General features: G+C 71.0%; 24 protein-coding genes. 17 read left to right on the forward strand and 7 right to left on the reverse strand.

Annotation, left to right across the window (positions count from 1 at the left end; genetic code table 11):
• Positions 1-8: 8 nt before the first annotated feature.
• From ACTWQA_RS37900 to ACTWQA_RS37910, 3 genes are all read right to left on the reverse strand, one after another.
• On the reverse strand, positions 9-1124 hold the full coding sequence (locus ACTWQA_RS37900) for a steroid 3-ketoacyl-CoA thiolase (protein ID WP_443163761.1): 1116 nt from the start codon (positions 1122-1124) through the stop codon (positions 9-11).
• Positions 1125-1177: 53 nt separating this feature from the next.
• Positions 1178-2173, reverse strand: a complete 996-nt coding sequence (locus ACTWQA_RS37905; protein WP_443163762.1) for a sigma-70 family RNA polymerase sigma factor — start codon at positions 2171-2173, stop codon at positions 1178-1180.
• Between the two features lie 256 nt (positions 2174-2429).
• Positions 2430-3371 carry an NADP-dependent oxidoreductase gene (locus tag ACTWQA_RS37910; protein ID WP_443163790.1) on the reverse strand — a complete coding sequence of 314 codons (942 nt, stop codon included), beginning with the start codon at positions 3369-3371 and terminating at the stop codon, positions 2430-2432.
• Between the two features lie 77 nt (positions 3372-3448).
• On the opposite strand from ACTWQA_RS37910, the gene ACTWQA_RS37915 reads away from it, so the two are divergent.
• From ACTWQA_RS37915 to ACTWQA_RS37925, 3 genes are all read left to right on the forward strand, one after another.
• Positions 3449-4411, forward strand: a complete 963-nt coding sequence (locus ACTWQA_RS37915) for a GlxA family transcriptional regulator (protein ID WP_443163763.1) — start codon at positions 3449-3451, stop codon at positions 4409-4411.
• A 95-nt stretch (positions 4412-4506) separates the two neighbouring features.
• Complete coding sequence (locus ACTWQA_RS37920; protein WP_327589128.1) at positions 4507-5001, forward strand: SigE family RNA polymerase sigma factor; 495 nt, start codon at positions 4507-4509, stop codon at positions 4999-5001.
• Entirely contained in the window at positions 4998-6218 is a 1221-nt protein-coding gene (locus tag ACTWQA_RS37925; RefSeq protein ID WP_443163764.1) for a hypothetical protein, read from the forward strand. The genes ACTWQA_RS37920 and ACTWQA_RS37925 overlap by 4 nt, the downstream gene beginning before the upstream one ends.
• Before the next feature lie 54 nt (positions 6219-6272).
• On the opposite strand, the gene ACTWQA_RS37930 is transcribed toward ACTWQA_RS37925, so the two are convergent.
• Positions 6273-6926, reverse strand: coding sequence for a TetR family transcriptional regulator (locus ACTWQA_RS37930; RefSeq protein ID WP_443163765.1), 654 nt, complete (start codon positions 6924-6926; stop codon positions 6273-6275).
• Between the two features lie 187 nt (positions 6927-7113).
• Between ACTWQA_RS37930 and ACTWQA_RS37935 the strand changes: the two genes are divergently transcribed.
• The 6 genes from ACTWQA_RS37935 to ACTWQA_RS37960 are packed head-to-tail and all read left to right on the forward strand — an operon-like array spanning position 7114 to position 13381.
• A complete protein-coding gene (locus ACTWQA_RS37935) occupies positions 7114-8727 on the forward strand; it encodes an AMP-binding protein (RefSeq protein WP_443163766.1) in 1614 nt (537 codons plus the stop codon).
• Positions 8727-9752 carry an acyl-CoA dehydrogenase family protein gene (locus ACTWQA_RS37940; RefSeq protein WP_443163767.1) on the forward strand — a complete coding sequence of 342 codons (1026 nt, stop codon included), beginning with the start codon at positions 8727-8729 and terminating at the stop codon, positions 9750-9752. The genes ACTWQA_RS37935 and ACTWQA_RS37940 overlap by 1 nt, the downstream gene beginning before the upstream one ends.
• Positions 9752-10906, forward strand: coding sequence for an acyl-CoA dehydrogenase family protein (locus ACTWQA_RS37945; RefSeq protein ID WP_443163768.1), 1155 nt, complete (start codon positions 9752-9754; stop codon positions 10904-10906). Before ACTWQA_RS37940 ends, ACTWQA_RS37945 begins: the two co-directional genes overlap by 1 nt.
• Positions 10903-11820, forward strand: coding sequence for a bifunctional MaoC family dehydratase N-terminal/OB-fold nucleic acid binding domain-containing protein (locus ACTWQA_RS37950; protein WP_443163769.1), 918 nt, complete (start codon positions 10903-10905; stop codon positions 11818-11820). The genes ACTWQA_RS37945 and ACTWQA_RS37950 overlap by 4 nt, the downstream gene beginning before the upstream one ends.
• Positions 11817-12218 (forward strand): MaoC family dehydratase, encoded by a 402-nt coding sequence (locus ACTWQA_RS37955; protein WP_305916736.1) that lies wholly within the window; start codon positions 11817-11819, stop codon positions 12216-12218. Before ACTWQA_RS37950 ends, ACTWQA_RS37955 begins: the two co-directional genes overlap by 4 nt.
• Positions 12215-13381 carry a lipid-transfer protein gene (locus ACTWQA_RS37960; protein ID WP_443163770.1) on the forward strand — a complete coding sequence of 389 codons (1167 nt, stop codon included), beginning with the start codon at positions 12215-12217 and terminating at the stop codon, positions 13379-13381. Before ACTWQA_RS37955 ends, ACTWQA_RS37960 begins: the two co-directional genes overlap by 4 nt.
• Positions 13382-13464: 83 nt before the next feature.
• On the opposite strand, the gene ACTWQA_RS37965 is transcribed toward ACTWQA_RS37960, so the two are convergent.
• The gene (locus tag ACTWQA_RS37965) at positions 13465-13938 is read right to left on the reverse strand and encodes a carboxymuconolactone decarboxylase family protein (protein WP_443163771.1); all 474 of its coding nucleotides are present in this window, start codon (positions 13936-13938) and stop codon (positions 13465-13467) included.
• 138 nt (positions 13939-14076) lie between these two features.
• Here ACTWQA_RS37965 and ACTWQA_RS37970 point away from each other — a divergent pair, with 138 nt between their 5' ends.
• Positions 14077-14964: a sigma-70 family RNA polymerase sigma factor gene (locus tag ACTWQA_RS37970; RefSeq protein ID WP_443163772.1), complete on the forward strand. Its 888-nt coding sequence runs from the start codon at positions 14077-14079 to the stop codon at positions 14962-14964.
• Here ACTWQA_RS37970 and ACTWQA_RS37975 read toward each other — a convergent pair.
• Complete coding sequence (locus ACTWQA_RS37975) at positions 14961-16508, reverse strand: hypothetical protein (RefSeq protein WP_443163773.1); 1548 nt, start codon at positions 16506-16508, stop codon at positions 14961-14963. The two genes, ACTWQA_RS37970 and ACTWQA_RS37975, sit on opposite strands and share 4 nt — an antisense overlap.
• A gap of 264 nt (positions 16509-16772) precedes the next feature.
• Between ACTWQA_RS37975 and ACTWQA_RS37980 the strand changes: the two genes are divergently transcribed.
• Genes ACTWQA_RS37980 through ACTWQA_RS38000 form a run of 5 tightly spaced genes read left to right on the forward strand, consistent with a single transcriptional unit; the run spans position 16773 to position 20666 of the window.
• Positions 16773-17831: an ABC transporter ATP-binding protein gene (locus tag ACTWQA_RS37980; protein WP_443163774.1), complete on the forward strand. Its 1059-nt coding sequence runs from the start codon at positions 16773-16775 to the stop codon at positions 17829-17831.
• Entirely contained in the window at positions 17824-18504 is a 681-nt protein-coding gene (locus ACTWQA_RS37985; protein ID WP_443163775.1) for an ABC transporter permease, read from the forward strand. The genes ACTWQA_RS37980 and ACTWQA_RS37985 overlap by 8 nt, the downstream gene beginning before the upstream one ends.
• Positions 18501-19193, forward strand: a complete 693-nt coding sequence (locus ACTWQA_RS37990) for an ABC transporter permease (RefSeq protein WP_443163776.1) — start codon at positions 18501-18503, stop codon at positions 19191-19193. The genes ACTWQA_RS37985 and ACTWQA_RS37990 overlap by 4 nt, the downstream gene beginning before the upstream one ends.
• 38 nt (positions 19194-19231) lie before the next feature.
• Positions 19232-20164: an ABC transporter substrate-binding protein gene (locus ACTWQA_RS37995; RefSeq protein ID WP_443163777.1), complete on the forward strand. Its 933-nt coding sequence runs from the start codon at positions 19232-19234 to the stop codon at positions 20162-20164.
• Positions 20165-20183: 19 nt separating this feature from the next.
• A complete protein-coding gene (locus ACTWQA_RS38000) occupies positions 20184-20666 on the forward strand; it encodes a flavin reductase family protein (RefSeq protein ID WP_327589143.1) in 483 nt (160 codons plus the stop codon).
• On the opposite strand, the gene ACTWQA_RS38005 is transcribed toward ACTWQA_RS38000, so the two are convergent.
• A complete protein-coding gene (locus ACTWQA_RS38005; RefSeq protein ID WP_443163778.1) occupies positions 20645-21151 on the reverse strand; it encodes an SDR family NAD(P)-dependent oxidoreductase in 507 nt (168 codons plus the stop codon). The genes ACTWQA_RS38000 and ACTWQA_RS38005 overlap by 22 nt on opposite strands.
• A gap of 155 nt (positions 21152-21306) precedes the next feature.
• Here ACTWQA_RS38005 and ACTWQA_RS38010 point away from each other — a divergent pair, with 155 nt between their 5' ends.
• Positions 21307-24012: a helix-turn-helix transcriptional regulator gene (locus ACTWQA_RS38010; RefSeq protein ID WP_443163779.1), complete on the forward strand. Its 2706-nt coding sequence runs from the start codon at positions 21307-21309 to the stop codon at positions 24010-24012.
• An 86-nt stretch (positions 24013-24098) separates the two neighbouring features.
• The gene (locus ACTWQA_RS38015) at positions 24099-25919 is read left to right on the forward strand and encodes a DJ-1/PfpI family protein (protein ID WP_443163780.1); all 1821 of its coding nucleotides are present in this window, start codon (positions 24099-24101) and stop codon (positions 25917-25919) included.
• Positions 25920-25955: the final 36 nt, after the last annotated feature.

Below are 25955 nucleotides of genomic sequence, written 5' to 3' on the forward strand. Positions count from 1 at the left end.
ATTAGTGATCAGCTGATCCGCTCCAGGATCGTGGCTGTGGCCAGCGCGCCGCCCGCGCACATCGTGACCAGCGCGGTGGTGGAGTCCGAGCGCTCAAGCTCGTGCAGGGCCGTGGTGATCAGCCGGGCGCCCGTGGCGCCGACGGGATGGCCGAGCGCGATCGCGCCGCCGTTCACGTTCACCCGGTTGAGGTCGGGCTCGTGCACGCTCGCCCACGACAACACCACGGACGCGAACGCCTCGTTCACCTCGAACCTGTCGATGTCGCCGATCGTCATGCCGGCCGCGGCCAGCACCTTGGCGGTCGCGTCGACCGGCCCGTCCAGGTGGTAGTGCGGCTCGGCCCCGACCAGCGCCTGCGCCAGGATCCTGGCCCGGGGCCTCAACCCGTGCCGCCGCGCCGCCAGCTCGCTGGTCACCAGCACGGCCGCGGCGCCGTCGGAGATCTGCGAGGACGTGCCGGCGGTGTGCAGCGCGCCCTCCATCACCGGCTTGAGCTTGGCCAGCCCGTCCACGGTTGTCTCACGCAACCCCTGGTCCCTGCGTACGTCGCCGACCGGCACGATCTCCCGCTCGAACCGTCCGTCGGCCCACGCCTTGGCCGCCAGGTGTTGCGAGCGCGCCCCGAACCAGTCGAGCCGCTCACGCGTCAGCCCGCGCCGCCTCGCGATCCGCTCGGCCGCGGTGAACTGGTCGGGCAGGTCGATGCTCCAGTCGTCGGGCTTGGGCTTGGCGGGCCGCACGTTGCTGCCGAGCGGGGCCCGGCTCATCACCTCGACGCCGCATCCGACTCCGGCCTCGATCACGCCCGCGCTGATCATCGCCGCCGCCAGGTGCACGGCCTGCTGCGAGGACCCGCACTGCGCGTCCAGGGTGGTGACCCCCGCCTGGTAGGGCAGCCCGGCATAGAGCCACGCGTGCCGCCCGACATGCCCGCCCTGCTCGCCCGCCTGGGTCACGCACCCGGCGAACACCTGGTCGACGGCCGCCGGCTCGATCCCCGACCGCTGGATGAGCCCGTTGAGCGCGGTGGCCAGGATCTGCTGCGGCTTGAGCTCGGCCAGCCAGCCTGCCCGCTTGCCGATGGGGGTGCGAACGGCCTCGACGATCACAGGTGTGCCCATACGTCGCCTCCAGAACGAAGCTCTGGTAAGTGTCTTGGCGACTGTAACGCGTTCTACTTTGGCGTGGAAGCCTCGCTCTCCAAAGTCGAAGGAAGCCCGAAGGTCTCGAACAGCCTCTCCTCGTGGAACATGCCCACATGGCTGATGCTCTCCCCGGAGAACGTCAGCACCATGATGGCGAACTGGCGGTGGACGCCGTTCTCGCGCAGATACATGGCGAAGGCCGGCTGGCCGTTGGCGGCGATCGGGACCAGCTTGAGGTCGCCGGAGCGCTTGGCCGGGCACTGGTTCTTCGTGAGCTCGACGATCGTCTCCGGACCCTGGTACCACCCGATGAACGGCGGCATCTCCCAGATCGCGTCCTTGGTGAACAGGTCCACCAGGCTGTCGATGTCGTAGTCCTGGAACGCGGCGACGTAGCGATCCAGCTTGGCCTGCTGCTCCTCGCTCAGCGGCTCCACCGGGTCGTCCAGGCTCGGCGACACCTCGTTGAGCTGGGCCCGGGCCCGCTGCAGGATGCTGTTGACGGCCGCCGTGGACACGCCGACGGCCTCGGCCACCTCGGCGGCCTTCCACTTGAGCACGTCGCGCAGGATGAGCACCGCGCGCTGCCGGGGCGGCAGGTGCTGCAGCGCGGCGATCAACGCGAGCCTGATGCTCTCACGCGAGGTCACGATCGAGGCGGGGTCGTCGGCGCCCGCGCCGGCCAGCGCGTCGGGCACCGGCTCCAGCCACGGCACCTCGTTGTCCTGCACCAGGGGCGCCGTCGGCTCGGTGCTGGGCGCGCCCAGGCCGGTCGGCAGCGGTCGCCTGTTGCGGCTGTCCAGCGCGGTCAGGCACGCGGTGGTGGCGATGCGGTAGAGCCACGTACGCAGCGAGGAACGCCCCTCGAAGCCGTCGTAGCCCCGCCACGCGCGGAGGTAGGTCTCCTGGACGAGATCCTCGGCGTCGTGCACCGACCCCATCATGCGGTAGCAGTGCGCCAGCAACTCGCGCCGCATCGGATCGGCCAGCCGGAGGAAGTCCTCGTTGGTCGGCTTGTCGCTCATACCTCCCTGTATAGACCTCGGCACCGACAGACCGATGACTTTTTCCCCTCCGCCCGGTCAATTGAGGTGATCCCTGTAACGGAAGGCAAAGAAATCACCATGAAAACGGATCGTCGGGCTCCGTCACGCGGAGCACGGCCTCCTCCGGGAGCCGCGGGGGCGTCTCGGGGGAGGCTGTGAGGCGAGCCGTCCGAAAGGCCGAGGATCTTCCGTGGCGTCCCCGCGCGAGGGACGGGGACGCCACGGAACCTCGTGGTCAGTGGGGGACCGTGAGGACGATCTTGCCGGTGGTGCGGTTGGTCTCGCCGAGCTCATGCGCCTTGGCGGCATCCGCCAGCGGCAGCGCGGCCGCCACCTCCACCCGCAGCCGACCGGCCTCGACCAGCGCCGAGATCGCCCGCATCCCGGCCTGATCCGGTTCCACCAGCATGGTCTCCGACCGCAGGCCGAGATCCTTCGCCACGTCGTGCACACCCCGGTCGAACAACGAGAGCGCGAGCGAGACGATCGTGCCGCCCCTGCGCATGGTGCGCAGGGAGCGCGGCCCGTAGTCGCCGCAGATCGTGTCGAGCACCACGTCCACGTCCCGCACGATCTCCGAGAAGTCCTCGGTCCGGTAGTCAATGAGCTCGTCGGCGCCCAGGCCGCGCACGAAGTCGTGCTTGGCGGCGCTGGCCGTGCCGATCACGTAGGCCCCGCGGGCCTTGGCGATCTGCACCGCCAGATGCCCCACACCGCCGGCCGCGGCGTGTATGAGCACCCGCTGGCCGCCTTTCAGCCCGGCCACGTCCACGAGTCCCTGGTACGCGGTCAGCGCGGCCAGCGGGATCGCGGCCGCCTGCACGTGGTCGAGGGTGGTCGGCTTGCGGACGAAGTGCCGGGACGGCGCGGTCACGTACTCGGCGAAGGCCCCGTGCCCGTCCGGGTATTGCAGCATGCCGAACACCTCGTCGCCGGGCTTGTAGAGCGCCTGCCCGATCCCCGACGCCTCCACCACGCCCGAGACGTCGTAGCCGAGTATGAACGGCGGGGGTGTGCTCAGCAGCCCGCCGCTCTCGCGGGTCTTCCAGTCGGTCGGGTTGAGCCCGGCCGCCTCCACTCGTACCAGGACCTCGGTCGGGCCCGGCTCCGGCCTGTCCACCTCGACCATCTTCAGCACTTCCGGGCCGCCCAGGGCGTCCTGGCTGATCGCCTTCATCTTCATGCCGTCAAGCCTGCTCTGCACGTAGTCCGCCCGCGAGTGGCCCAAAGGTCATGATGTGTAAAAATCGGGCCATGCATCGTGTGGTCGTCCTTGCCGTTGACGGCGTGATCCCGTTCGAGCTGAGCGTGCCGTCCCGGATCTTCTGCGTGGCCAGGGGAGCCAGTGGCGAACCGCTTTACGAGGTCCTCACGTGCACGATCGACGGCAAGCCCGTCGCCACGGCCGCCGACTACTCCCTCGCCGTCGAGCACGACGCGGGCGCGCTGGCCGGCGCCGACACGGTGGTGGTGCCCGCGGCCGAGTGGTACGCGGAGATCACCGACAGGGAGTCACTGCCGGCCGGGCTGGCCGAGGCGCTGGCCCGGATACGGCCGGGGACGCGGGTGGTGTCCATCTGCATCGGCACGTACGTGCTGGCCGCCGCCGGCCTGCTCGACGGCCGCCCGGCCACTACGCACTGGCGGCACGCCAGCCGGTTCGCCACGCTGTTCCCCAAGGTGCGGATGGACGCGGACGTGCTGTTCGTGGACGACGGCGACGTGCTCACCTCGGCCGGGGCGTCGGCCGGTGTGGACCTGTGCCTGCATCTCGTCCGCCGCGATCACGGCAGCGAGATCGCCAACCAGGTCGCCAGGTTGTGCGTGGTCCCGCCATGGCGCGACGGTGGCCAAGCCCAGTACGTCGAGCAGCCCGTGCCCAACCCGACCGGCGCCGGCATCGCCCCCACCAGGGCCTGGGCTGTGGAACGCCTGGGCGCCCCGCTCCGGCTCGACGATCTGGCCGGGCACGCGGGCATGAGCCGGCGGACGTTCACCAGGCGCTTCCGGCAGGAGGTCGGGATGAGCCCCGGGCAGTGGCTGACGCAGCAGCGCATCGCGCTGGCCAGGCACCTGCTGGAGAGCAGCGACCTGCCCGTGGACCGCATCGCTGACCGCGCCGGCTTCGGCACCGCGGCCTCGCTCAGGCAACACCTCCAGGCGGCCCTCGGCGTCTCTCCCCACGCCTACCGCCGTACGTTCCGCGCGCTTGAGTAGTGCCTGCTCAGGCGCCCGGTCGGCGGTGCTCACCTGTCGGATGCAACACTTGCCGTCTCCGTTCCGTCTAGGTCGGGATGGAGGAGGATGCAGACGTGCAGGAAGATCCGCTGTTCGAGCAGTTCGTGGCCGAACGCGTGGACGGATTACTCCGCTACGGCTACGTACTGACGGGCAACCCGCACGACGCGGCCGACCTGGTGCAGGAGGCCCTGGTCCGGCTGCGCGGCTCGTGGTCACGGGTGCGCCGGAAGAACGCGCTGGACGGCTACGTCCGGACGACGATGACGCGCCTGCACATCAACGCCTGGCGGGTGCGCAGGCGCGAGCACATCACGGCCACGCCACCCGACAGCACTTATGAGGATGTCGCTTACGAGGGCTCCGGCCTCTGGGAGGTGCTGTCCAAGCTGCCGCGCCGTCAGCGTGCCGTGCTCGTGCTGCGGTACTACGAGCAGTTGACGGACGCCGAGATCGCAGACGTCCTCGGCGTCTCCCGCGGGACCGTACGCAGCCAGGCCTCCCGCGCCCTGGACAAACTCCGAGGCGACCTTCCCGGAATCGTGGAGAAGATGGGGTACGTCACGTGACCAACGACCTGGAGATGTCCCTGGCCGCCGAACTCGCCGCCGCGGCCCGCCACGCCCCCCGCCCCGCCGACGACCTGCTGGCGCGCGTCGAGGAAGGGCACCGCAGGCGGCGCCGGCACGGCGCGGCGGGGTTCGCCGCCGCGGCGGCCGTGGTCCTGTTGACCGCCGGCGCGCCGTTTGTGATCGACGCTGCGAGAGGAACGCCGGCGGCGACCCCGCCCGCCGTCGCCACCACCAAGGCGCCGGTCCAGGAGGCGGACCCGACGTACCCGCCGATCGAGAAAGTCTGGCCCGACGCCGTGCACGTCGTGCCCGCGAGGCTGCCGAACGGCAGGCCGTTCAGGCCGGAGGTGTTCCTCGACGACCACACCGTGCTGGTCCGTACGGAGAGGGACGGCCATGCCGACAAGATGGATGGCCTGTGGGCCTACGACGTCGAGGCACGGACGGCGCGGCTGCTCGTCCCGGTCACGCCGCCGCCCAAGACCGTCGGCACCGCGTCGTTCGTGCTGGCCGACCGCGATCGGCTGTACTGGTGGACGGTGCGCAAGCAGGAGCGCAAGCGGATCGTGGACATCTGGACCGCGCCCCGCGCCGGCGGCACGCAGCGCAGGCTGACCACGTTCGAGGGCGTGCCCGGCTACGGCGGCATCGACCTGGAGATCGTCGGCGACAAGGCGGTGTGGACGCTGTGGGGCAAGGGCGGCGTCTTCGAGATGCCGCTGTCGGGCGGCAAGCCCCGGCTGCTGCCCGGCACATCCGGGTACACGCTGATCGGCTGGCCCTGGGCCGCCACCCCGCGCTACGACCACAAGCAGCGGATCAACAAGCAGGTGATCTTCGGCGACCTGCTCAACATCGAGACGGGCAAGCGCAGCAAGGCCCCCGTCGAGCCGTTCGCCTCGTGTGGGATCAGCTGGTGCGTGAAGGACGGCACCCTGGTGGGCCGCGACGGCCGCACCCGGGACCTGCCCGGCATGCCAGACATCTTCCCACCGGCGTTTGATCGCTTCCTCACCCTGACCCAGAGCGGCAAGGGAGCCGAGCTGCGTGGCCAGGTGCTGTACGAGCTGGCCACGGGCCGGGGCGCCGATCTCGGGCTGCGGCCGACCAAGAAGGGGATGCCCACGGCGACGCTGGACTACCGGGCGCGCGGGCTGTTCTGGTACGGCCGGGACGGCAAGCAGGTGATCGTGAACCTGGGTGCCATCCGGTGATCGGACGCGCCGGGAGCGGAGCAGGTGACGGACTCTGGGGCCGACTCCTGATGGTCAGATGTCGGCCAGCAGCCGGGCGGCTGCGGTTTCGATGCGGCGCTGGATCTGGTCATAGGTGCGGCGGCCGCGCAGCATCTCCAGCAGTTCCTGCACCCACACGCTGGCCAGCGACCCCGCCAGATCGCGCTGCTCCTCGCTCGCCTGCTCGAGCGTCAGCCCCTCGGCCGAGACCCGCAGCAACAATCCGGTCATGCGGTCGCCGAACGGCGTCTGCACCTCCGCCATGATCAGGGAGCGGATGAGGGCGTCGGCCAGCTCGGGCTCGCGCATCAGACCGCGGGTGGCCCGCATCAGCACGTCCACCGCGCGGCTCGACGGCGTGGAGGCTCCCGGCGGCCGGCGCTCGATGCTGCTCTCCAGGAGGTCGATCTCCTCGCCGACCACCGCCACGACCAGGTCCATCTTCGAGGGGAAGTAGCGATAGAGCGTGCCAAGGGCGACGCCCGCGCGCTCGGCCACCGTGCGCATCTGCATGGCCTCGACCCCGCCGCGCGAGGCCAGGGCGGCCGCGGCCTGGACGATGCGCTTGCGGCGCTGGTGTTGGCTGCGCGTGCGGACGCTGTGCCCGCCCATCTGGGGCTCGCTTTCCATGGTCTCCTCAGTGCCGCTCGAGGAGGGCGTGGCGATGGTGTCATGCGAGGTACGCATAAGAACACGTTATCTGATTTCTTGAAACGGCGGCTTGTTACTCGCCAGTCACAAACAAGGCTTGTCGGGCCATGTCTACCGCGTTACAGGGAGGTGTCCAGAGTTATCGGCATAGACGGCCTCTGGACAGATATTAGAATCTGTTCTAGTTTCCGATTCGGCTGACCGAGCGCTTGGTGGAGGCGGCATGACCGCGAACACCCTCGCGGCCCTGCTTCTCGCACGGGCCGAGGACGATCGACCTGGGCTGATGTACGAGGACGCGGTGTGGTCGTGGCGCGCGCACGTCGCCGCCTGCCGGGCGGCCGGGGCCTGGTTGTCCGGGCGCGGCAGGGGGCTGCACGTGGGCGTGCTGAGCGAGAACGTTCCAGAGCTGGTCTTCCTGCTGGGCGGGGCGGCACTGGACGGCCACGTGGTCGTGGCGCTGAACCCCACACGCTCGCCTGACGAGCTGATCCGCGACGCCCGCACCACCGACGTCGAGCTGCTCCTGTGGGACGGCCCGCATGAGGAGGCGGCCCGGCTGGTGTCCGAGGCGCTGAGCGGCGTGGACTCCATGCCCTTGGCCGGCATCGGATCGCCGGCAGAGGCCGCCACGGACGGATCAGGAGAACCGCCGGCGCCTGAGGACCTCGTGATGCTGATCTTCACCTCCGGCACCTCCCGCCGCCCGCGTGCCGTGCGGATCACCCAGCGGAAGATCGCCGTGCCGGGGACGAGCCTCGGGGCGCTGCTCACGGCCGAAGACGTCGTGTACTGCTCGATGCCACTGTTCCACTCCGGCGCCCTGATGGCCGCCTACGCCCCCGCCGTCGCGTCGGGCGCGGCGCTGGCGCTGCGGCGGCGCTTCTCGGCCTCAGGGCTGCTGCCCGACGTGCGGCGGTACGGGGCCACGTACCTGCACTACGTCGGCAAGGCGCTCTCCTACGTCCTGGCCACCCCCGAGCGCCCGGACGACGCCGACAACCCGCTCAAGATCGCATTCGGGAACGAGGGGAGCGCGGTCGCGATCAGGCGGTTCGGGGCACGGTTCGGGTGTCACGTGATCGACGCCTTCGGCTCCACGGAGACGGCGATCTCGCTCAGCCCCGACCCCTCGGGCCCGCCCGGCTGCCTCGGCAGGCTGCCCGAAGGCGTCGCGATCCTCGACCCCTTCACCGGGCGGCCCTGCCCGCCCGGCCGCGTCGAGGACGGCCGCCTGCTCAACCCGGACGAGGCGGTCGGCGAGCTGGTCAACACGACGGGGCTGGGCCTGTTCGAGGGCTACTACAACGACCCGGACGCCGACGCCGAGCGGGTCAGGGACGGCGCGTTCTGGTCGGGCGACCTGGCGTACATGGACGCGGACGGGTACGTGTTCTTCGCCGGGCGCGGCACCGAGCGGCTGCGCGTGGACGGCGAGAACCTGGCCGTCGCGCCTATTGAGACCGCGTTACGGGAGTTCGCCGGGGTGGTCGAGGCGGCCGTGTACCCGGTGCCCGATGCGGCGGCCGGCGACCAGGTCATGGCGGCGCTCGTGCTGGAGGGGGACTTCGACCCGGAGGCGTTCACCGCGTTCCTCGCCTCCCGGCGGGATCTGGGCGCCAAGTCCTTACCCCGCTATATCCGCGTTTCTGATCACCTGCCCCAGACGTCCTCCCACAAGGTCGTCAAGCGGGTTCTGGCCCGGGAGGGCTGGCGTACCGGCGACCCGGTCTGGTGGCGTACGCCTGCCGGGCTGCGTCCCCTGACCGACGCGGACGCCAAGGGCATCGAGGAGGAGTTCGTACGGCACGGCAGGCAACACCTCTTGGAGACGTAGTGGATTTCAACCTGGACGAAACACAGCAGGACTTGAAGAAGCTGGCCGCCGAGATCCTCGCCAGGGAAGGCGACGAGGAGCGGCTGTGGCAGGCCGGGCTGATGAGTGTGTGCGTGCCGGAGGAGGCGGGCGGCGCCGGGCTCGGACCGGTGGAGATGGCCGTGGTGCTGCGGGAAGTGGGGGCGCGGGCGGCGGCGGTCCCGGCCCTCTCGACGCTGGCGAGCACGCTGGCCCTGGCCCGATACGGCACCCTCGACCAGCAACGACGCTTCAGCGGCACGAGCGGCGAGGGTGGCGCGGCGGCTGGAGCCCGGGCCGGGCGCGCGGGCCGGATGGCGCTCGCGTTGCGGGAGCCGGGCCGCGCCCTGGCCGAGCCGCCTTCGACGGTCGCGCGGCCGTCGGGTGACGGCTGGGCGTTGACCGGGCGCAAGGTCTCCGTGCTCCACCCCGCGTCCGCAGTGCTGGTCAGCGCCGATGAGGGCCTGTTCCTGATCGAGGAGCCGGCGACGACGGCGGAGTTCACGTCCACCGGCGAGCCCGCCGCGACGGTCGTGCTCGAGGACACCCCCGCCGAGCGGCTGGCGGGACCGGAGGCGGTCACCGGCGTCCGGCAGCTCTTCACCGCCGCGGTCGCCGCGCAGGCCAGTGGCGTGCTGGCCGGGGCCCTGGAGTTGACCACCTCCTACATCAGGACCAGGAAGCAGTTCGGCCGGGCGCTGGCCGAGTTCCAGGCCGTGACCATGCAGATCGCCGACGTCTACATCGCGGGCCGGGCACTGGACGTGGCGATGTGGTCGGCGGTTTGGCGGCTGGGCGAGGGCCTGCCGGCCGAGCAGGACCTGGCGCTGGCCGCGTACCACGTCAGTGCGGCCGTCAAGGCCCTCTACACCTGCCAGCACCTGCACGGCGGCCTCGGGCTCGACGTGACGTACCCGCTCCACCGCTACTTCGCCCAGGCCAAGCACCTGTCCCACCTGCTCGGCGGCGCCGACGCCCAGCTGGACCTGATCGGAGCGCTCGTCTGATGCTGATCGACCTGACCCCCGAGCAACGCAGGCTCCGCGACGAGCTACGCGAGTACTTTCAGGGTTGTCTCACCGACGAGGACCGCAGGAAGATCACCGAGGACCCGTTCGGCGAGGCGTACATGGAGCACTGCCGCCGCCTGGGCCGCGACGGCAAACTCGGCCTCGGCTGGCCCGAGCAGTACGGCGGCGGTGGCTACGGCCCGCTCGAGCAGCAGATCTTCGCCAACGAGATCGCCCGGGCAGGCGTCCCGTATCCGATCATCACGGTCCAGACCGTCGGCCCCACGCTCATGCAGTACGGCACCCAGGAGCAGAAGGACCTCTTCCTGCCGCGCATCCTCGCCGGCGAATGCCACTTCGCCATCGGCTACAGCGAGCCCGAGGCCGGCACCGACCTGGCGTCCCTGCGCACCACGGCGGTGCTCGACGGCGACCACTACGTCGTCAACGGCCAGAAGATCTTCACCAGCGGCGCACACTACGCCCAGTACATCTGGCTGGCCGCCCGGACGAACCCCGAGGCCAAGAAGCACAAGGGCATCACCATGATGATCGCCTCCACGGACGACCCCGGCTTCTCGTGGACCCCGATCGTGACCATGGACGGGCGCCACCACACCAACTCCACCTACTACAGCGACGTCCGCGTGCCGGTGAACATGGTGGTCGGCGAGGTGGACCGCGGCTGGGACCTGATCGTCAACCAGCTCAACCACGAACGGGTCACCCTCGGCCCGGCCGGGAACATCGGCCAGACCTACGACCGCTTCCTCGCCTGGGCCAGGCGCACCGGCCTGGTGGACAACCCGGACGTACGGCGGGCGCTGGCCGCGGTGTGGGTGGCGTTGCGGACGAACGAGCTGCTCAATTGGCAGGTGGCCGCGAACATGGACCTCGGCTGGCTGGGCGCGCCCGACGCGTCGGCCACCAAGATCTACGGCTCCGAGCGCATGCAGGAGGTCGGCAGGATCATCGCCGACGTCCTGGCCAGATACGGCGACCCGAGCGACCCGGAGACGGCCGAGCTGCTCGAACGCAACGACCACGGGGTGAAGGGCGCCGTGGTGCTGACGTTCGGCGGCGGGGTCAACGAGGTGCAGCGGGAGCTGATCGCGATGCTCGGCCTGGGCCTGCCGAGGCCGCCGCGATGAGCGAGACGAAGCCGATGACGGACGAGGAGCTGCACGACCTCGCGGACAAGCAGGCGGCGCTGGGGGAGGTGCGCGGCACGCCGGCGCCCGACCCGGTGAACATCCCCATGATCAGGCACTGGCTGGCCGCCATGGGCGACGAGAATCCGGCCTACTTGGACAAGGGCGTCGCCCCGCCCGCGATGGCCCAGGTGTGGACCATGCAAGGGCAGCGCGCGGGGGCCAAGGACCGCTCGCCGGTGGACGACATGATGACGGCGCTCAACGCCGGCGGCTACACGGGCGTGGTGGCGACCAACTGCGAGCAGACCTACCACCGCTACGCCCGCCTGGGCGAGCGCCTCACCCCCGCGACGAGGTTCGCGGGCCTGGCGGGGCCCAAGAAGACCGCTCTGGGTGTGGGGTACTTCGCCACCTGGAACGTCACCTGGTACGCCGAGGACGACGAGCCGGTGGCGGACATGCTCTTCCGTGTCCTGAAATTTCGCCCGCCCGCCCCCAAAGCCTCAAAAGAGCCCTATCCGCTCCAGCCCGCGATCAACCAGGACACCGCGTTCTTCTGGGAAGGCGTGAAGAAGGGCGAGCTACGCATCCAGAGCTGCGCCGACTGCGGCCTGCTGCGCCACCCGCCGGGCCCGCTGTGCCCCCACTGCCGCTCGGCCGGCCGCTCCTACACGGTCGCGAGCGGCGCAGGGACCCTCTACAGCTACGTCGTGCACCACCATCCTCCGGTGCCGGGCCGCGAGACCCCGTTCGTGGTGGGCGTGGTGGAGCTGCCGGAGGGCGTACGGATCGTCGGGAACGTCGTGGACTGCCCCCTGGAGGAGGTGCGGATCGGCATGCCGTTGCGCGTGACGTATCGCCCGATGGACGACGAGCTCGTCCTGCCGATGTGGACACCGGGGGAGCCATGACCGAGACAGGAGCCGTGCTGCCGGAGCTGTCCATCGACCTCACGCCCACCGTGGTCGTCTCCACGGCCCTGGCCACCATGGACTTCACGCCCGTGCACCACGACACCCAACTCGCCCGCGCCCAGGGCTCGAAGGACATCTTCCTCAACATCCTGACCACCATGGGCCTGGTCGAGCGCTATGTCACCGACTGGGCGGGCCCGGAGGCCGTCATCAAGCGGATCAACGTCAAGCTGGGCGTCCCGGCGTACGCGGGGGACCGCCTCAGCTTCAACGGGACCGTCGTGTCGCGCCAGGACGGCCAGGTCACGGTGGAGGTGCGCGGCAAGGTCAGCCTCGGCGACCACGCCACCGGCACGGTAACCCTCATGTTTCCCGAGGAGAACGCACCTTGTTGAGCGGACGCACCGCCATCGCCGGCATCGGCGCCACGGAGTTCAGCAAGAAGTCCGGGCGATCCGAGCTGCGGCTGGCCGCCGAGGCCGTGTTGTCCGCCCTGGACGACGCCGGGCTGTCGCCGGGTGAGGTGGACGGCATGGTGACCTACAGCCAGGACTCCAACCAGGAGATCGCCGTCGCCAGGGAGGTGGGGATCGGCGACCTGACCTTCTTCTCCCGCGTCGAGTACGGCGGCGGCGCGGCCTGCGGCACGGTGGCGCACGCCGCCATGGCCGTGGCCACGGGGATGGCGCGGACGGTGGTCTGCTACCGGGCGTTCAACGAGCGCTCCGGCCGCCGCTTCGGCCAGCCGAACGCCCGCCTGACCGGCGAGCCGACCTCCCAGGGCCTGGAGATGAGCTGGCACGTGCCCTTCGGGCTGATGACGCCGGCGGCCTGGGTGGCCATGTTCGCGCGCCGCTACATGCATGCCTACAACGCGACCTCGGAGGACTTCGGCCGGGTGGCCGTGGCCATGCGCAGGCACGCGGCCACCAACCCGGCCGCCTGGTTCTACCAGCGGCCCATCACGCTGGAGGAGCACCAGGCGTCCAGGTGGATCGTGGAGCCGCTGCACCTGCTCGACTGCTGTCAGGAGAGCGACGGCGCGGTGGCCCTGGTCGTGACCTCGGCCGAGCGTGCCCGGGACCTGCGCAGGTCACCCGCGATGATCACGGCCGCCGCGCAGGGCTCCGGAGCCGGCCAGATGATGATGACCAGCTATTACCGCGATGACATGAGCGGCCTGCCGGAAATGTCCGTCGTCGGCCGCCGGCTCTGGGAGATGTCCGGGATGTCGCCGCGGGACATCCACACCGCCATCCTCTACGACCACTTCACCCCGTTCGTCCTGGCTCAGCTGGAGGAGCTGGGGTTCTGCGGCCGGGGCGAGGCGCCGGACTTCCTCCGGGACGGCACCATCGAACTGGACGGCCGCCTGCCCGTCAATCCGCACGGAGGCCAGCTGGGGGAGGCGTACATCCATGGCATGAACGGCATCGCCGAAGCCGTCCGCCAGATCCGCGGCACAGCGGCCAACCAACTCCCGGGCGTACGAAACGTCCTGGTCACCGCCGGAACCGGCGTACCGACCAGCGGCCTGATCCTCTCCTCCGACTCGTAGACCCGCCGGGCGACGGGCAGGTGGGCGGGCTGCCCGTCCCGGGCCTCCTGGGACGAAGGGGCAGGCGCTTCACTTCGCCGCGGTCACCCCCACTGGCCGACCTGGTAGTCCCCGGCGGGCTGCTGGGTGATGACGTTCAGGCGGTTGTAGGCGTTGATGACGGCGATGAGGGCCACCAGGGCGGCGAGCTGGTCCTCGTCGTAGTGCTTGGCGGCGTTCGCCCATGCCTCGTCTGTGACGCCACCGGCGGCGTCGGCGATGCGGGTGCCCTGCTCGGCCAGCTCCAGGGCGGCACGCTCGGCCTCGGTGAACACCGTGGCCTCCCGCCAGGCCGCGACCAGGTTCAGGCGCACCGAGGTTTCGCCGGCGTGCGCGGCTTCCTTGGTGTGCCCGTCGATGCAGACGGCGCAGCCGTTGATCTGGCTGGCGCGGATCTTCACCAATTCCTGGGTCGCGGCCGGCAGCGTCGAGTCCTGCACGACCTTGCCTGCCGAGCCGAGGTACTTCATGACCTTGGGCGTGACAGAGTTGCCGAAGTAGTTCACGCGGGCTTCCATGGTCGTCTCCTTGCGTGTTTCGCTGTTACACCGCATTGACGGAACAGCTCGGCAAGAGGTGACAGGAGGCGACTGTGATGTGCGTCTCTCTGCCCGTGCGGCACCGCTATGACGCGACGGCGAGGGAGAATGTGACCGATGAACGACAACGATGGGGTGACCGGCGTCTTCGAGGCGCACCGTGATCATTTGCGGGCGGTGGCGTACCGGATGCTCGGCTCGCTGAGCGAGGCCGATGACGCGGTGCAGGAGACCTGGCTCCGGCTCAGCCGCACCGACACCAGCGACGTGGAGAACATGGGCGGCTGGCTCACCACGGTCGTGGGCCGCGTCTGCCTCAACATGCTGCGCTCCCGCCGCACGCGTGGTGAGGAGCCCTTGGAGACGCGCATGCCGGATCCGGTGGTGAGCACCGTCGACGGCGCCGACCCCGAGCACGAGGCGCTCCTGTCCGACTCGGTGGGCCTGGCGCTGCTCGTGGTGCTCCAGACGCTCGATCCGGCGGAGCGGCTGGCGTTCGTGCTGCACGACATGTTCGCCGTGCCCTTCGACGAGATCGCCCCCATCGTGGACCGCACCCCGGCCGCGACCCGTCAGCTTGCCAGCCGCGCCCGGCGCCGGGTGCGCGGCGCGGCCGCGGAGCCGGACCCGGACCTGTCGCGGCAGCGCAAGGTGGTGGACGCCTTCATGACGGCCGCGCGGGCCGGCGACTTCGACGCCCTGGTCGCGGTGCTGGACCCGGACATCGTCCTGCGTGTGGACCAGGGCGCCTTGCCGAGCGGCCGCTGGCTGGAGCTCCACGGGGCCCTGGCGGTGGCCAAGCAGGCGCTCATGTTCCAGCGGATGGCCCAGATTGCTCAGCCGGTCCTGGTCAACGGCGTACCCGGTCTGATCAACACGGCCGGCGGCAAGGTGGTGTCGGTCGGGGCCTTCACCATCGCAGGCGGCAAGGTCGTGGCCTTTGACATCCTCGCCGACGTGGACCGCCTGAGCACGCTCGACCTGACGGCGGTCGAGCGGCCTTAGGGATCGACGAACATCGGCACGGAGAAGAACACGATCATCGCGATCGCCACGCAGATCAGGAAGCCGATCAGCTCCCAGGCCCAGTCGTAGTGGCGTTCCCCGCGGCGGCGCGCCTTCTCCGGCCGGGGTTTGTCCGGACGGCGCTTGGGGACGGGCCTGGCCCGGACCGGACGAGGGGCGAGCAAGGACTCCTTCGGCTCCGCGGCCGGCTCGTCCTCCCAGGGCAGCGGCATCCGGTACACCGGCTCCATGGGCTTGGGACGCGGCTTGAACAGCGGCGCCGTGTCGTCGCCCATCAGGTCCTCGGGCTCCGGCTGGAGCGGGCGGGGCGGGCCCTTGTGGACCAGCACGTCCTCGGCCGGGGACGGCTGCGACCGACGCGCCGGCCTGGGCCTGCGTAATTCCCTGCGTCCCTCGCCCCTGGACGGCAACGGGTCACGGCCGGGTGCCGGCAGGTCGGGGCGCGCCTCGCCGCTCGGCGCGAGCAGGTCGCCCGCCTCGGACGGCGGCCGGAGCGGCGTCTCGCTGGGCAGGAGCACGTCGCCCGTCGCGAACGGCTCGGGCGAGTTCTTCGGCAGGAGCACGTCCCCCGTGGCGAACGGCTCCGACTCGTCCGCCGGCGCCGCCATGAAGAACGGCCGCTCCTCGAAAGGACGGGAGGAGTCCAGGGCGCCCAGCGGATCCCTGAGCGGGCGGGAGAGGCCGGGCGGCGGGCCCAGCGGATCCCTGAGCGGGCGGCCGAGGCTGGGCGGCGGGCGCAGCGGGTCGCGGACCTTGGGCATCGGGGCCGTGGTCGCCTCGTGGTGGGAGACCCGGGACGGCGCCGGAGGCGTCAGCAGCTCTTTGGGGAAGATCAATGTGCTGGTCGCCGGGTCGGCGTCGGACAGCGGCTGCGGCCACATCGGTGGGCTGGGCCAGCGCGGCTTCACGAACAACGGCGCGGGCGTGGCCGTACGCGAGCCGGCGAAGTGGATGCGCAGCGCCCCGGGCGGCTGTGGCCACGGCAGGCGGCCGAGCACGTCACGCAGCGGCGCGACCCCCAACGCGCCGTAGACGTCGGCGATCGGCTTGGGCACGCGTACCCTGGTGGAGGCCAGCGCCGCACCGAGAGCCTGCCGGAACCGATGCCCCGCGCCCACGGCCAGCTCCTCTGCCGTGTCGGGCGCGACATCGAGCACCCAGGCCAGCTCGGCCTTGCTCAGCCCGCAGACCGCGCAGAGCACCAGCACCTCCCGCTGGTGCGGCCGCAACTCCCGCAGGCTGCGCTCGACGAGCGACGTGGCCGGATCGATGAGCGGGTCCACCAGGGGCGGCGCGTAGACGACGTCCCGCCGGTGGATCTGGCGGCGAGCGAAGGCGTAGAGAGCGGCACGGGGCGGCTCCGCGGCGGGCACGCCGGAGAGCACCGACATCAGGACGTCGGACGCGGAGCCGAGGTCGCCGAGCTGGTCAGCGCAGTACGCGAACAGCCCGGCGGCATGACGGTCGTAGAGCTCTGCGATCAGTTCTGCGCGTGGGCGCTGATCGGTGAGCGGCTGGGACACGGGGCCGGATCCTCTTGCTCGGTGCGGACGCTGAGGGTGTGGTGAGGGGTGCGCGTCAGGTGATTGTGGAGGTAATCATGCCAACACAGACCGGTCCGGCGCACTACCAGATCCAGATTTAAGTAAATATGCCTGGTCAGTGAAACGCTTAAGCCAGGCCCAAGGGGACAGAGCGGGCTGGATCGCCGTAGTCTGTGGGTCCAAGAGATCATGCGGCGGTCGTGGCAGGGGGGCCGCGGCCCTGCCCAGAGCGAGAGGTCACGCGTGATCACATTCGACGCTGTCACCAAACGCTACCCGGACGGCACGGTCGCCGTGGATCGCCTCAGCCTGGAGGCGCCCACCGGCGAGATCACGGTGCTCGTCGGCCCCTCCGGCTGTGGGAAGACGACGTCGCTTCGGATGATCAACCGCATGATCGACGCCTCCGAGGGCCGGATCCTCCTCGACGGTGAGCCCGTGCAGGGCATCGACCCGCCGACGCTGCGGCGCGGCATCGGGTACGTCATCCAGCAGGCAGGGCTGTTCCCGCACCGGAAGATCGTCGACAACATCGCCACCGTCCCCTACCTGCTCGGCTGGGACAAGAAGAAGGCCCGCGCGCGGGCCATGGAGCTGCTGGAGCGCGTCGGCCTGGACCCGGCGCTGGCCGGCCGTTACCCGTTCCAGCTGTCCGGCGGGCAGCAGCAGCGCGTGGGCGTGGCCAGGGCGCTGGCCGCCGATCCGCCGGTGCTGCTCATGGACGAGCCGTTCAGCGCCGTGGACCCCATCGTGCGCACCAGCCTGCAGGACGAGTTGCTCAGGCTCCAGGCGGAGCTCAACAAGACCATCGTCTTCGTCACGCACGACATCGACGAGGCGATCAAGCTCGGCGACCGCGTGGCCGTGTTGCGGGTGGGCGGCACGCTGGCGCAGCTCGCCGATCCCAAGACGCTGTTGTCGGAGCCGGCCGACGATTTCGTGCGCGAGTTCCTCGGGCACGACAGGGGGATCAGGCGGCTGCAGTTCATCTCCACCGAAGGGCTGCGGCTGCGTACCGATCTGACCGTCGAGGAGGGCGCCGAGCGCGGCACCTCCGAGCCCTGGCTGCTGGTGGTGGACGCCGAGGGCCGGCCGGCCGGCTGGGTCTCCGGGGCGCGGCCCGGCGAGCTGGAGCCGTACGGCACGTTCGTGCCGGGCCGTGACTCGATGCGCTCGGCGCTCGACGCGGCGCTGCTGTCGCCGTCCGGCTGCGCCGTGGCCGTGGACGAGCAGGGCAAGGTCGTCGGCGTCGCCACCAGGGAGACGCTCGATCAGGCGCTGGCGGAGGCGGCAGATGGGTGATGGTCCTCCCTCGATCTGGGAGTGGATCGCTCGCAACTGGGACACCGGGCGGGTCGACAGCATCAGGAACCTGCTCACCGACCACCTGACCATGTCGCTCGTGCCGATCCTGGTCGCGCTGGTCGTGGCGCTGCCGCTCGGCCTGGCCTGCGTGCGCTGGCGCTGGCTCTACCAGCCCACCGCGGGGCTCTTCAACGTCGTGTACGCCCTGCCGTCGCTGCCGGTCTTCATGTTGCTGATCTCGGTGACCGGGCTGTCGCAGACCACAGTGATCATCCCGCTGACCTTCTACGGCATGGCCGTGCTCATCCCGGCCGTGGTGGACGGGCTCGGCTCGGTGCCCGACCACGTCCGCCAGTCGGCGGTGGCGATGGGGTTCACGCCGCTGCGCCGCCTGCTGCTGGTCGAGCTGCCGATCGCGGTGCCGGTCGTGCTGGCCGGGCTGCGGGTGGTCGCGGTCTCCAGCATCAGCCTGGTCAGCGTGGGCGCGCTGATCGGGCAGGGCGGGCTCGGCGGATTGTTCACGCGGGCGTACCAGAACCCGTTCATGCCGCCGGTCATCGTCGGCATCGTGCTGATCGTGGCGCTGGCGCTGATCGCCGACGGGCTGATCGTGCTGGCGCAGCGGCTGCTCACCCCCTGGGTGCGGGTACGGAAGGGGCAGGCGTCGTGAGCTGGTTGACCGCCTTCTTCTCCTGGCTTGGGGAGTTCTTCGGGAATCCGGAGAACTGGTCCGGGTCCGGCGGCATCCCCATGCGGCTGCTGGAGCACCTGGAGTTCTCGGCTCTCGCCCTCGCCCTGGCGGCGCTGATCGCGGTGCCGATCGGCCTGCTGATCGGCCATACCGGCCGGGGCGAAGTGGTGGTCGTCGTCTCGGCGAACCTGGCCAGGGCGCTGCCCACGCTGGGCCTGCTGGTGATGTTCGTGCTGCTGCTCGGCGCGGCCTCGATCTGGCCGGTGATCATTCCGCTGGTGTTGCTGTCGGTGCCGCCGATCCTGGTGAACACCTTCGAGGGCATCAAGGGGGTCGACCCCGAGCTGCGGGACGCGGCGTACGGGATGGGGCTGCGGGGCGGTCAGGTGCTCATGCGGGTGCTGGTTCCGGTCGCGCTGCCGCTGATCCTGCTGGGCTGCCGGCTCTCGGCGATCCAGGTCGTCGCCACCACCACCGTTGCCGCGTACACGGGGCTGGGCGGCCTCGGGCGGTACGTGATCGACGGGTTCGCGACGAAGGATTACGCGAGCGTCGTCGGCGGTTCAGTACTGATTGTGCTGTTTGCGCTCGTGGTGCAGATCTTGTTCACGCTCGCCCAGAGGGTGACGGTCTCGCCGGGGGTGAGCCAGCGACTTAAGGTCCGATAGTCTCCTATATAACCTCCCGCTTAGAAGGGAAAAGCAAGATGAGACGCAAGTACGGCATCGCGGGGGTGCTGATCTCGGCGATGCTCGCGCTGGCCGCCTGCGGTGGCGGCGGCAGCACCGGCACCGGGGGCAACCCGCTCGACACCTCGAGCGCGGCTCCCAGCGGCTCGGCCTCAGGCGGGGGTGGTAAGGCCATCATCGGATCCGCCGACTTCGACGAGAACGTGCTGCTCGCGTCGATCTACGCCCAGGCGCTGCAGGCCAAGGGCGTGCAGGTCGAGGAGAAGCCGCGCATCGGGAGCCGGGAGGTGCTCTACGACCAGGTCAAGAGCGGCGGCCTGACCATCGTGCCCGAGTACAACGGCAACCTGCTGGCCTTCATCGACCAGCAGACCACGGCGGCCACCACCGATGAGGTCAACGCCGGGTTGAAGGAGAAGCTGCCTGCCGAGCTGGAGGTGCTGGACTCCTCGCCCGCCGAGGACAAGGACAGCCTGTCCATCACCAAGGACACCCAGACCAAGCAGTCGCTCAACACCATGGAAGACCTCGCCAAGGTCTCCAAGACCATGACCGTCGGCGGCCCGCCCGAGTTCAAGAAGCGGTGGGAGGCGCGGTTCAAGGAGGTCTACGGGATCGAGTTCAAGGCGTGGGAGCCCACGGGACCGACCACCCCTGACGCGATCAAGGACGGCACGATCCAGGTCGGCAACGTCTTCACCACTGACCCCAAGATGACGGCCAACAACCTGGTGCCCCTGCAGGACCCCAAGAACATCTTCCCCGCCCAGAACGTGACCCCGCTGCTCAACAAGGCGGCTGCCACCGACATGATCAGGACCACGCTGAACTCCATCTCGGCCAAGCTGACCACGCAGTCTCTGCTCGACATGATGCAGAAGATCTCCGTCAACAAGGACGAGCCCGCCACGGTGGCCAAGGAATGGCTGACCTCCAACGGCCTCGCCTGACCCCTTCGGAGCCCTGGCGGTGAGCGAGTTCACGGAGGCAATGGCCCAGCTCGCCGCCGGGGTCTCGGTCGTGACCGTCCGCGACGGACGGGACGACCTCGGGACGACGGTGTCCGCCCTGATGTCGGTCTCCCTCGAACCCCCGCTGGTGCTGGTCAGCCTGGCCAGCCGCAGTTACCTCAACGAGGTCCTGCTCCGCCAGGACCGCTGGGCCGCCTCCCTGCTGTCCTCCCGCCAGGCCGCCATCGCCAGCCGCTTCGCCACCCCCGGCCGGCCCAGCGCCCGGCTCCTGGTGGCCGGCATCCCCCACCACCGCGGGGCGCACACGGAGGCGCTGGTGGTGGAGGGTGGGGTGGCCGCCCTGGAGGCCGAGACCACCAAGGTGGTCGCGGCCGGCGACCACACGCTGTTCATCGCCTCCGTCCTGGCCGTCCCCTACGTCAACCCCGCACTCCAGCCGTTGGTACGGCTCCGCGGCCGCTACCGCCCGATGGGCACCTGACAAGCGACACACCACACGACGGCGGTGGCGACGTCCTCCTCACTGCCCGCGGCCACGGCGTCGATCCGCACGCCGGAGCCCGCGACGTCCAGCGCCACCCTGCGGGTCAGCTCGGCCACCGCGGTGTGCGCGCCGGCGGTCGCCGCCAGGTTGACGACGCGGCCGCCGTGCCGCATCGAGGGGACCTCGTACTTCATCGCCAGCGCCACCTCACCCACCTCGGCGTGGTTGAACGCGGCGTCGAGCCGGCCGAACGCGCCGAGCGTCTGCTCGACCAGCCGCCGCACCGACACCGGATTGGCGAGATCCGCCGGGACGGCGACGGCCTGGCCCCCCGCTGAGCCGATGTCCGCGGCCAGCGCCTCGAGAGCCTGACCGTCGCGGTCGGTGAGAACCACGCCGGCGCCGGCCCTGCTCAGGGCGCGGGACACCGCGGCGCCGATGGCGCTGCCCGCGCCGGTGACCAGGGCGGTGCGACCGCTCAACGCTCCGAGCGTCATGATGGCCTCGCACTCTGTGAATGTTCCTGTGAACGCGGTCGACGCTAGGGGCCAGGTCGCGCGGGCCGTATCAGTGAAGTCGCCGGTCTTCGGGGATCGCGCGCGTTGTCACCGGTGCGGCCGCTTTCTATGCTCGGCGTGTGCTGGGGAGAGACGCCGAGGCGAAGCTGCTCGAGTCGTTACTGCGGCACGCCGCCGAGGGACGCGGCGGCGGGGTCGTCCTGCACGGTGAGCCGGGCATCGGCAAGACCGCACTGTTGTCGTACGCCACTGAGCAGGCCGCCGGCTTCCAGGTGCTGCGCGCGGTCGGCGTCGAGCCGGAGGCCGATCTCGCCTACGCGATACTGCACCAGCTCCTGTTCCCCGTGCTCGGGTCGGTCGACGAGCTGCCCGGCCCGCAGGCGCAGGCCCTGCGGATCCTGTTCGGGCGTGCGCACGGCGCACCGCCCGACGCGTTCCTGGTGGCGCTGTCGACCCTGTCGCTGCTGTCCCTGCTGGCCGGCGAGAAGCCGGTGCTGTGCGTGGTCGACGACGCGCACTGGGCCGATCAACCGACGCTGAAGACCCTGGCGTTCGTCGCCCGCCGGCTGGACAACGAGCCCGTCGTGCTGGCGCTGGCCGCGCGTGCCGACGAGGGCCACGCCACCGACCTGCCCCACCTGCGCCGGGTCCCGCTCATGGGGCTCAACCCGTACGCGGCCAGGGCGCTGCTCGCCGAGCAGGCCGGCGGGCGGCGGCTGACCGACGGCGAGCAGAACCACCTGCTGGCCGCCACCGGCGGCAACCCCCTTGCCCTGCTGGAGCTGGCAGGAAAGGAGATGCCACCGGAGGGCACGCAGGAGCCGCCCGCGCTGACCGATGAGCTGCGGCGTTCGTTCCTGACCAAGATCCGGGCTGGGTACGCCGCCTCGTTGCCGCTGCTCCAGTTGATCGCCGCCGACGGCTCCGGCAGCGTCGAAACCATCGAGAAGGCGGCCGCGTCGCTGCGGATCGGCGCCGACCCGCTGCACCGCGCCGAGCTCGACGAGCTGCTGACGTACGACGGAGCCCGGCTGGTGTTCCGGCACCCGCTGATCCGTTCGGCGGTCTACCACAGCGCCTCGGCCGACCGGCGGGCCGCGCTCCATCGTGCCCTCGCCTCGGCCTTCGACACCCCGGCCGACCAGCACCGCCGTGCCTGGCACCTCGGGCAGGCCGCCGTCGGCCACGACGAGCAGGCCGCCGAGCACCTCGAGCGCTCCGCCGCGCAGGCGGCCCTGCTCGGCGGCCCCGCCGCGGCCATGGCCGCGTTGTCCCGGGCGGCCGAGCTCACCGCCGACGGTTCGCGCCGGGGGCGGCGGCTGTGGAACGCCGCGCTCGCCGCCATCGGAGGGGGATTCACCGCCGCGGCCGTGGAGCTGCTCGACCGCGCCGAGCGCGAGCCCCACCTGGAGGAGGGGGACCGCATCGCCCTGGCCGCGATCCGCGCCACCGTGGCGGAGTTCGCCGGCTCGCCCGAGGAGGCGATGGACCTCATCAAGCCGTGGATCCCGCGGGCGCTGCGGATCGACCGGCGCCTGTTCACCCCGACCGTCGCGATGTACGCCGACCTCGGTCTGCGCGTCAACCGGCCGCAGGCGTGGGCCGACCTCGCCGGCTGGCTCGACGGGATCACGCCGGTGCCGGACGATCCGCGGGACGCCGTGCTGGGGCTGCTGCGCAGTGCCTGCCTGGCTCGCGCCGGCCGCGATCCTGGACCGCGAGACTGGGCCGTGGTCGAGTCGCTGACAGATCCGGTCACGATGACCCTGGCCGGAGGGATCGCTCGCCAGCTCGGCGACTACGAGCTGAGCCGGCGCCTGCATCGCACGGCCGGGCAGCTGGCGCGCGCCAACGGATCACTCGGTGCGCTCGCCTGGAATCTGGAGTATCAGTCCGCCGACGAGATCGCGCGTGGCCGGTTCGGGCTCGCCGAGGCCTACGCCGAGGAGGGCCGCCAGTTCGCCGCCGAGGTCGGCCAGCCGAACACGGCCTGCCGCCACCAAGGGCTGCTGGCCTTGTGCGCGGCCATCCGGGGCCGGCCGGAAGCCGCGGAGCTGGCCACCGATGTGCTGGCCGAGGCGAGCGGCCGCAACCTGGCCGACGCCATGTCCTACGCCAGGCGGGCGCTCGGGCTCATCGACCTGGTCGCGGGCCGGCACCGCGAAGCCGCGCGGCACTTCGAGGCGGTCGGCGTCTGGGACGCCGACGTGCCCTCGGACCTGGCCATGGCCGTCGTTCCCGACCTCGTCGAGGCCCTGGTCAGAGCAGGCGAGCGCGACCGGGCCGCCGCGGCCACGGCCCGCTACGCCCGGTGGACCCAGCACGCCGCCGCGCCCGAGCCGGCCGCCCTCACGGCCCGCTGCCGGGCGCTGGTCTGCGCCGATGGCAGCGCCCACTATGCGGAAAGCCTGCGCCTGCACGCCAGGTCCGACGCTCCGCTCGAGCACGCCCGTACCGAGCTGCTGCTCGGCGAGCACCTGCGGCGGGACCGGCGGCGCTCCGAGGCGCAGCGGCACCTGCGCGGCGCCGCGGACGACTTCCGCCGCATCGGCGCACTCGCCTGGGCCCAACGCGCGCTGGGCGAGCTGCGCGCCACAGGGGAGTCGGCGCGCGCACCCGAGGCGGGCGTGCTGAGCACGCTCACCCCGCAGGAGCTACGCATCACGCTGGCCGTCGGCGAAGGGCTGACCAACGGGGAGATCGCCGCGCAGTTGTTCCTCAGCCCGCGGACCGTGGACTACCACCTGCGCAAAGTCTTCCAGAAGGCCGACATCACCTCGCGAGCCGAGCTCATGCGGCTGGTCCTGGCCGAACGCCCCGCCTGAAGGACCGGCGACTTCACTGATTCGGCGGCCACCCCTCGCTTCCTAGCGTTGGCGACGTCACATTCCGCACGTTAGGAGTCCCCGTCATGACGATCCAGCCCAGTAAGAGGCACGTGGCCGGCCGCTTCGTCTGGCACTACATCGAGATGGTCATCGCGATGAGCCTCGGGATGGTGCTGCTCGGTCCGGTGTGGGGCGCGGTCCTGCCGGACGCCATCACCCGGGTGGACGTCGGCACTTTGACCATGGCCGCCGACATGTCCATCGGCATGGCCGTCTGGATGCGGGTCCGCCGCCACACCTGGGCCGCCATCGCCGAGATGAGCCTGGCGATGGGCGTGCCGTTCCTCGTCCTGCTCGTCCCGTACTGGTTCGGCGCGCTGCCGGGCGACATGGTGATGTCGATCGGGCACGTGCTCATGTTCGTCTTCATGGCCCTCGCCATGCTGCGGCGGCGCCACGAGTACACGCACCATCAGCACCGGTTTCGCATCCCGCGCAAGTGGCTCGGGCGAGGGGCCGTCGTGCTGGTCGCGCTCCTGGTGCCCGGTGCGGTCTCCGCGGTGAACACCGTCGGGAAGTTCGGCGACCAGTACAAGGCACGCTCGGACACGGTGGCGGTCCAGCCTGTGCGGAAGGCCGCCGCCCACGACCCGGCCAAGCCCACGGTGGCCTTCCTGGTCAACGGCAGTGGCACCAACGTGGCCGACCTGCTCGGGCCGTACGAGGTGCTGGCGGGCACCGGGCGGGTGAACACCTACGTGGTCTCGTCCGGTCCTCGGCTGGTGCCCCTGACCGGTGGGCTGGACCTCGTACCGGACCTGACCTTCGACGAGCTGGCGCGGCTGCTGGGCGAGCGACGCGACACGCTCGACGCCGTGGTGATCCCCGCCCTGAACAAGACGGCTCCCGCGGAGGCCGGCTCCATCACCGCGTGGCTGCGTGAGCAGTCGGCGGCCGGCGCGATCACCGTCAGCGTCTGCAACGGGGCCCGTACGCTCGCGGCGACCGGGCTGCTGGACGGCAGGCCGGCGACCTCCCACTGGTGGCGGCTGCCCGGGCTGCGCGCCGACTTCGGCCAGGTCCAGTGGGTGAGCGGCCAGCGGTACGTGGACGACGGAAACGTGATCACCACCGCCGGTGTGCTGTCCGGTATCGAGGGCGCCCTGCGGATCATCGAACGGCTGCTCGACGTGGACACCGCGCACGAGGCGGCGCGGAAGGTCCACTGGCGCCACTACTCTCCCGGCGTCGCCGCGCGGATCCCCTCGTCCAGCTTCGAGGCCAAGGACGTGGCCGTCGTCTCCCTCACCTCCTCCTACCAGCCCGGGCCGTCGACCATCGGCGTGCGGCTCATCGAGGGCACCGGTGAGCTGGAGCTCGCCTCCGCGTTCATCACCTACACCGAGGAGTCCATGATCGGGCGCACCGTCGCGGTCGGCGACGGCGCGGTCCGCTCCAGGCACGGCCTGACCTTCGTCCCCCGCTCGACGGTCGCGGACGGCCTCGACCGCTTGCTCGTCCCCGGTGTGGACGCCGCACGGCGCCAGGCGGCGGGCACCGGGCCGTCGGCGGCCACCGGAGGGCTCCAGCCCGAGTACCTCCACGTCGGCGAGGAGTTCGCGTTCGATCCCGTGCTGCGGGACATCGCCCGCACCTACGACGTGCCGACGGCGCGGTGGGCGGCCAAGGCGCTGGAGTACCCGGTGCTCGACGTCAAGCTGACCGGTAGCGCCTGGCCGTGGGCGGCCACCATCGTTCTCGTGGTGCTCGCGCTGCTGGGCGCCGCTGTCGCCATCGCCGCCGGCATGGTGTTCCGCCGGATTCGCGCCAGGTCCCGTGCGGCCGGTCCGGGCCCGGAGCCGCACGACGCACCGGGCGCCGAGCTCGCGCACTGCGGGTCGTGAGCCTGATGTGGCCGGGAGGTGCGATGCCTCCCGGTC

This window comes from Nonomuraea sp. 10N515B, assembly GCF_052245915.1.
In the GTDB taxonomy this organism is placed as follows: domain Bacteria; phylum Actinomycetota; class Actinomycetes; order Streptosporangiales; family Streptosporangiaceae; genus Nonomuraea.

Bases quoted from the DNA above. Each gene is read 5' to 3' on its own strand.
- ACTWQA_RS37900 (WP_443163761.1), bottom strand. From the start codon at position 1,124: ATGGGCACACCTGTGATCGTCGAGGCCGTTCGCACCCCCATCGGCAAG.
- ACTWQA_RS37905 (WP_443163762.1), bottom strand. From the start codon at position 2,173: ATGAGCGACAAGCCGACCAACGAGGACTTCCTCCGGCTGGCCGATCCG.
- ACTWQA_RS37910 (WP_443163790.1), bottom strand. From the start codon at position 3,371: ATGAAGGCGATCAGCCAGGACGCCCTGGGCGGCCCGGAAGTGCTGAAG.
- ACTWQA_RS37915 (WP_443163763.1), top strand. From the start codon at position 3,449: ATGCATCGTGTGGTCGTCCTTGCCGTTGACGGCGTGATCCCGTTCGAG.
- ACTWQA_RS37930 (WP_443163765.1), bottom strand. From the start codon at position 6,926: ATGCGTACCTCGCATGACACCATCGCCACGCCCTCCTCGAGCGGCACT.
- ACTWQA_RS37935 (WP_443163766.1), top strand. From the start codon at position 7,114: ATGACCGCGAACACCCTCGCGGCCCTGCTTCTCGCACGGGCCGAGGAC.
- ACTWQA_RS37945 (WP_443163768.1), top strand. From the start codon at position 9,752: ATGCTGATCGACCTGACCCCCGAGCAACGCAGGCTCCGCGACGAGCTA.
- ACTWQA_RS37950 (WP_443163769.1), top strand. From the start codon at position 10,903: ATGAGCGAGACGAAGCCGATGACGGACGAGGAGCTGCACGACCTCGCG.
- ACTWQA_RS37955 (WP_305916736.1), top strand. From the start codon at position 11,817: ATGACCGAGACAGGAGCCGTGCTGCCGGAGCTGTCCATCGACCTCACG.
- ACTWQA_RS37965 (WP_443163771.1), bottom strand. From the start codon at position 13,938: ATGGAAGCCCGCGTGAACTACTTCGGCAACTCTGTCACGCCCAAGGTC.
- ACTWQA_RS37970 (WP_443163772.1), top strand. From the start codon at position 14,077: ATGAACGACAACGATGGGGTGACCGGCGTCTTCGAGGCGCACCGTGAT.
- ACTWQA_RS37985 (WP_443163775.1), top strand. From the start codon at position 17,824: ATGGGTGATGGTCCTCCCTCGATCTGGGAGTGGATCGCTCGCAACTGG.
- ACTWQA_RS37995 (WP_443163777.1), top strand. From the start codon at position 19,232: ATGAGACGCAAGTACGGCATCGCGGGGGTGCTGATCTCGGCGATGCTC.
- ACTWQA_RS38015 (WP_443163780.1), top strand. From the start codon at position 24,099: ATGACGATCCAGCCCAGTAAGAGGCACGTGGCCGGCCGCTTCGTCTGG.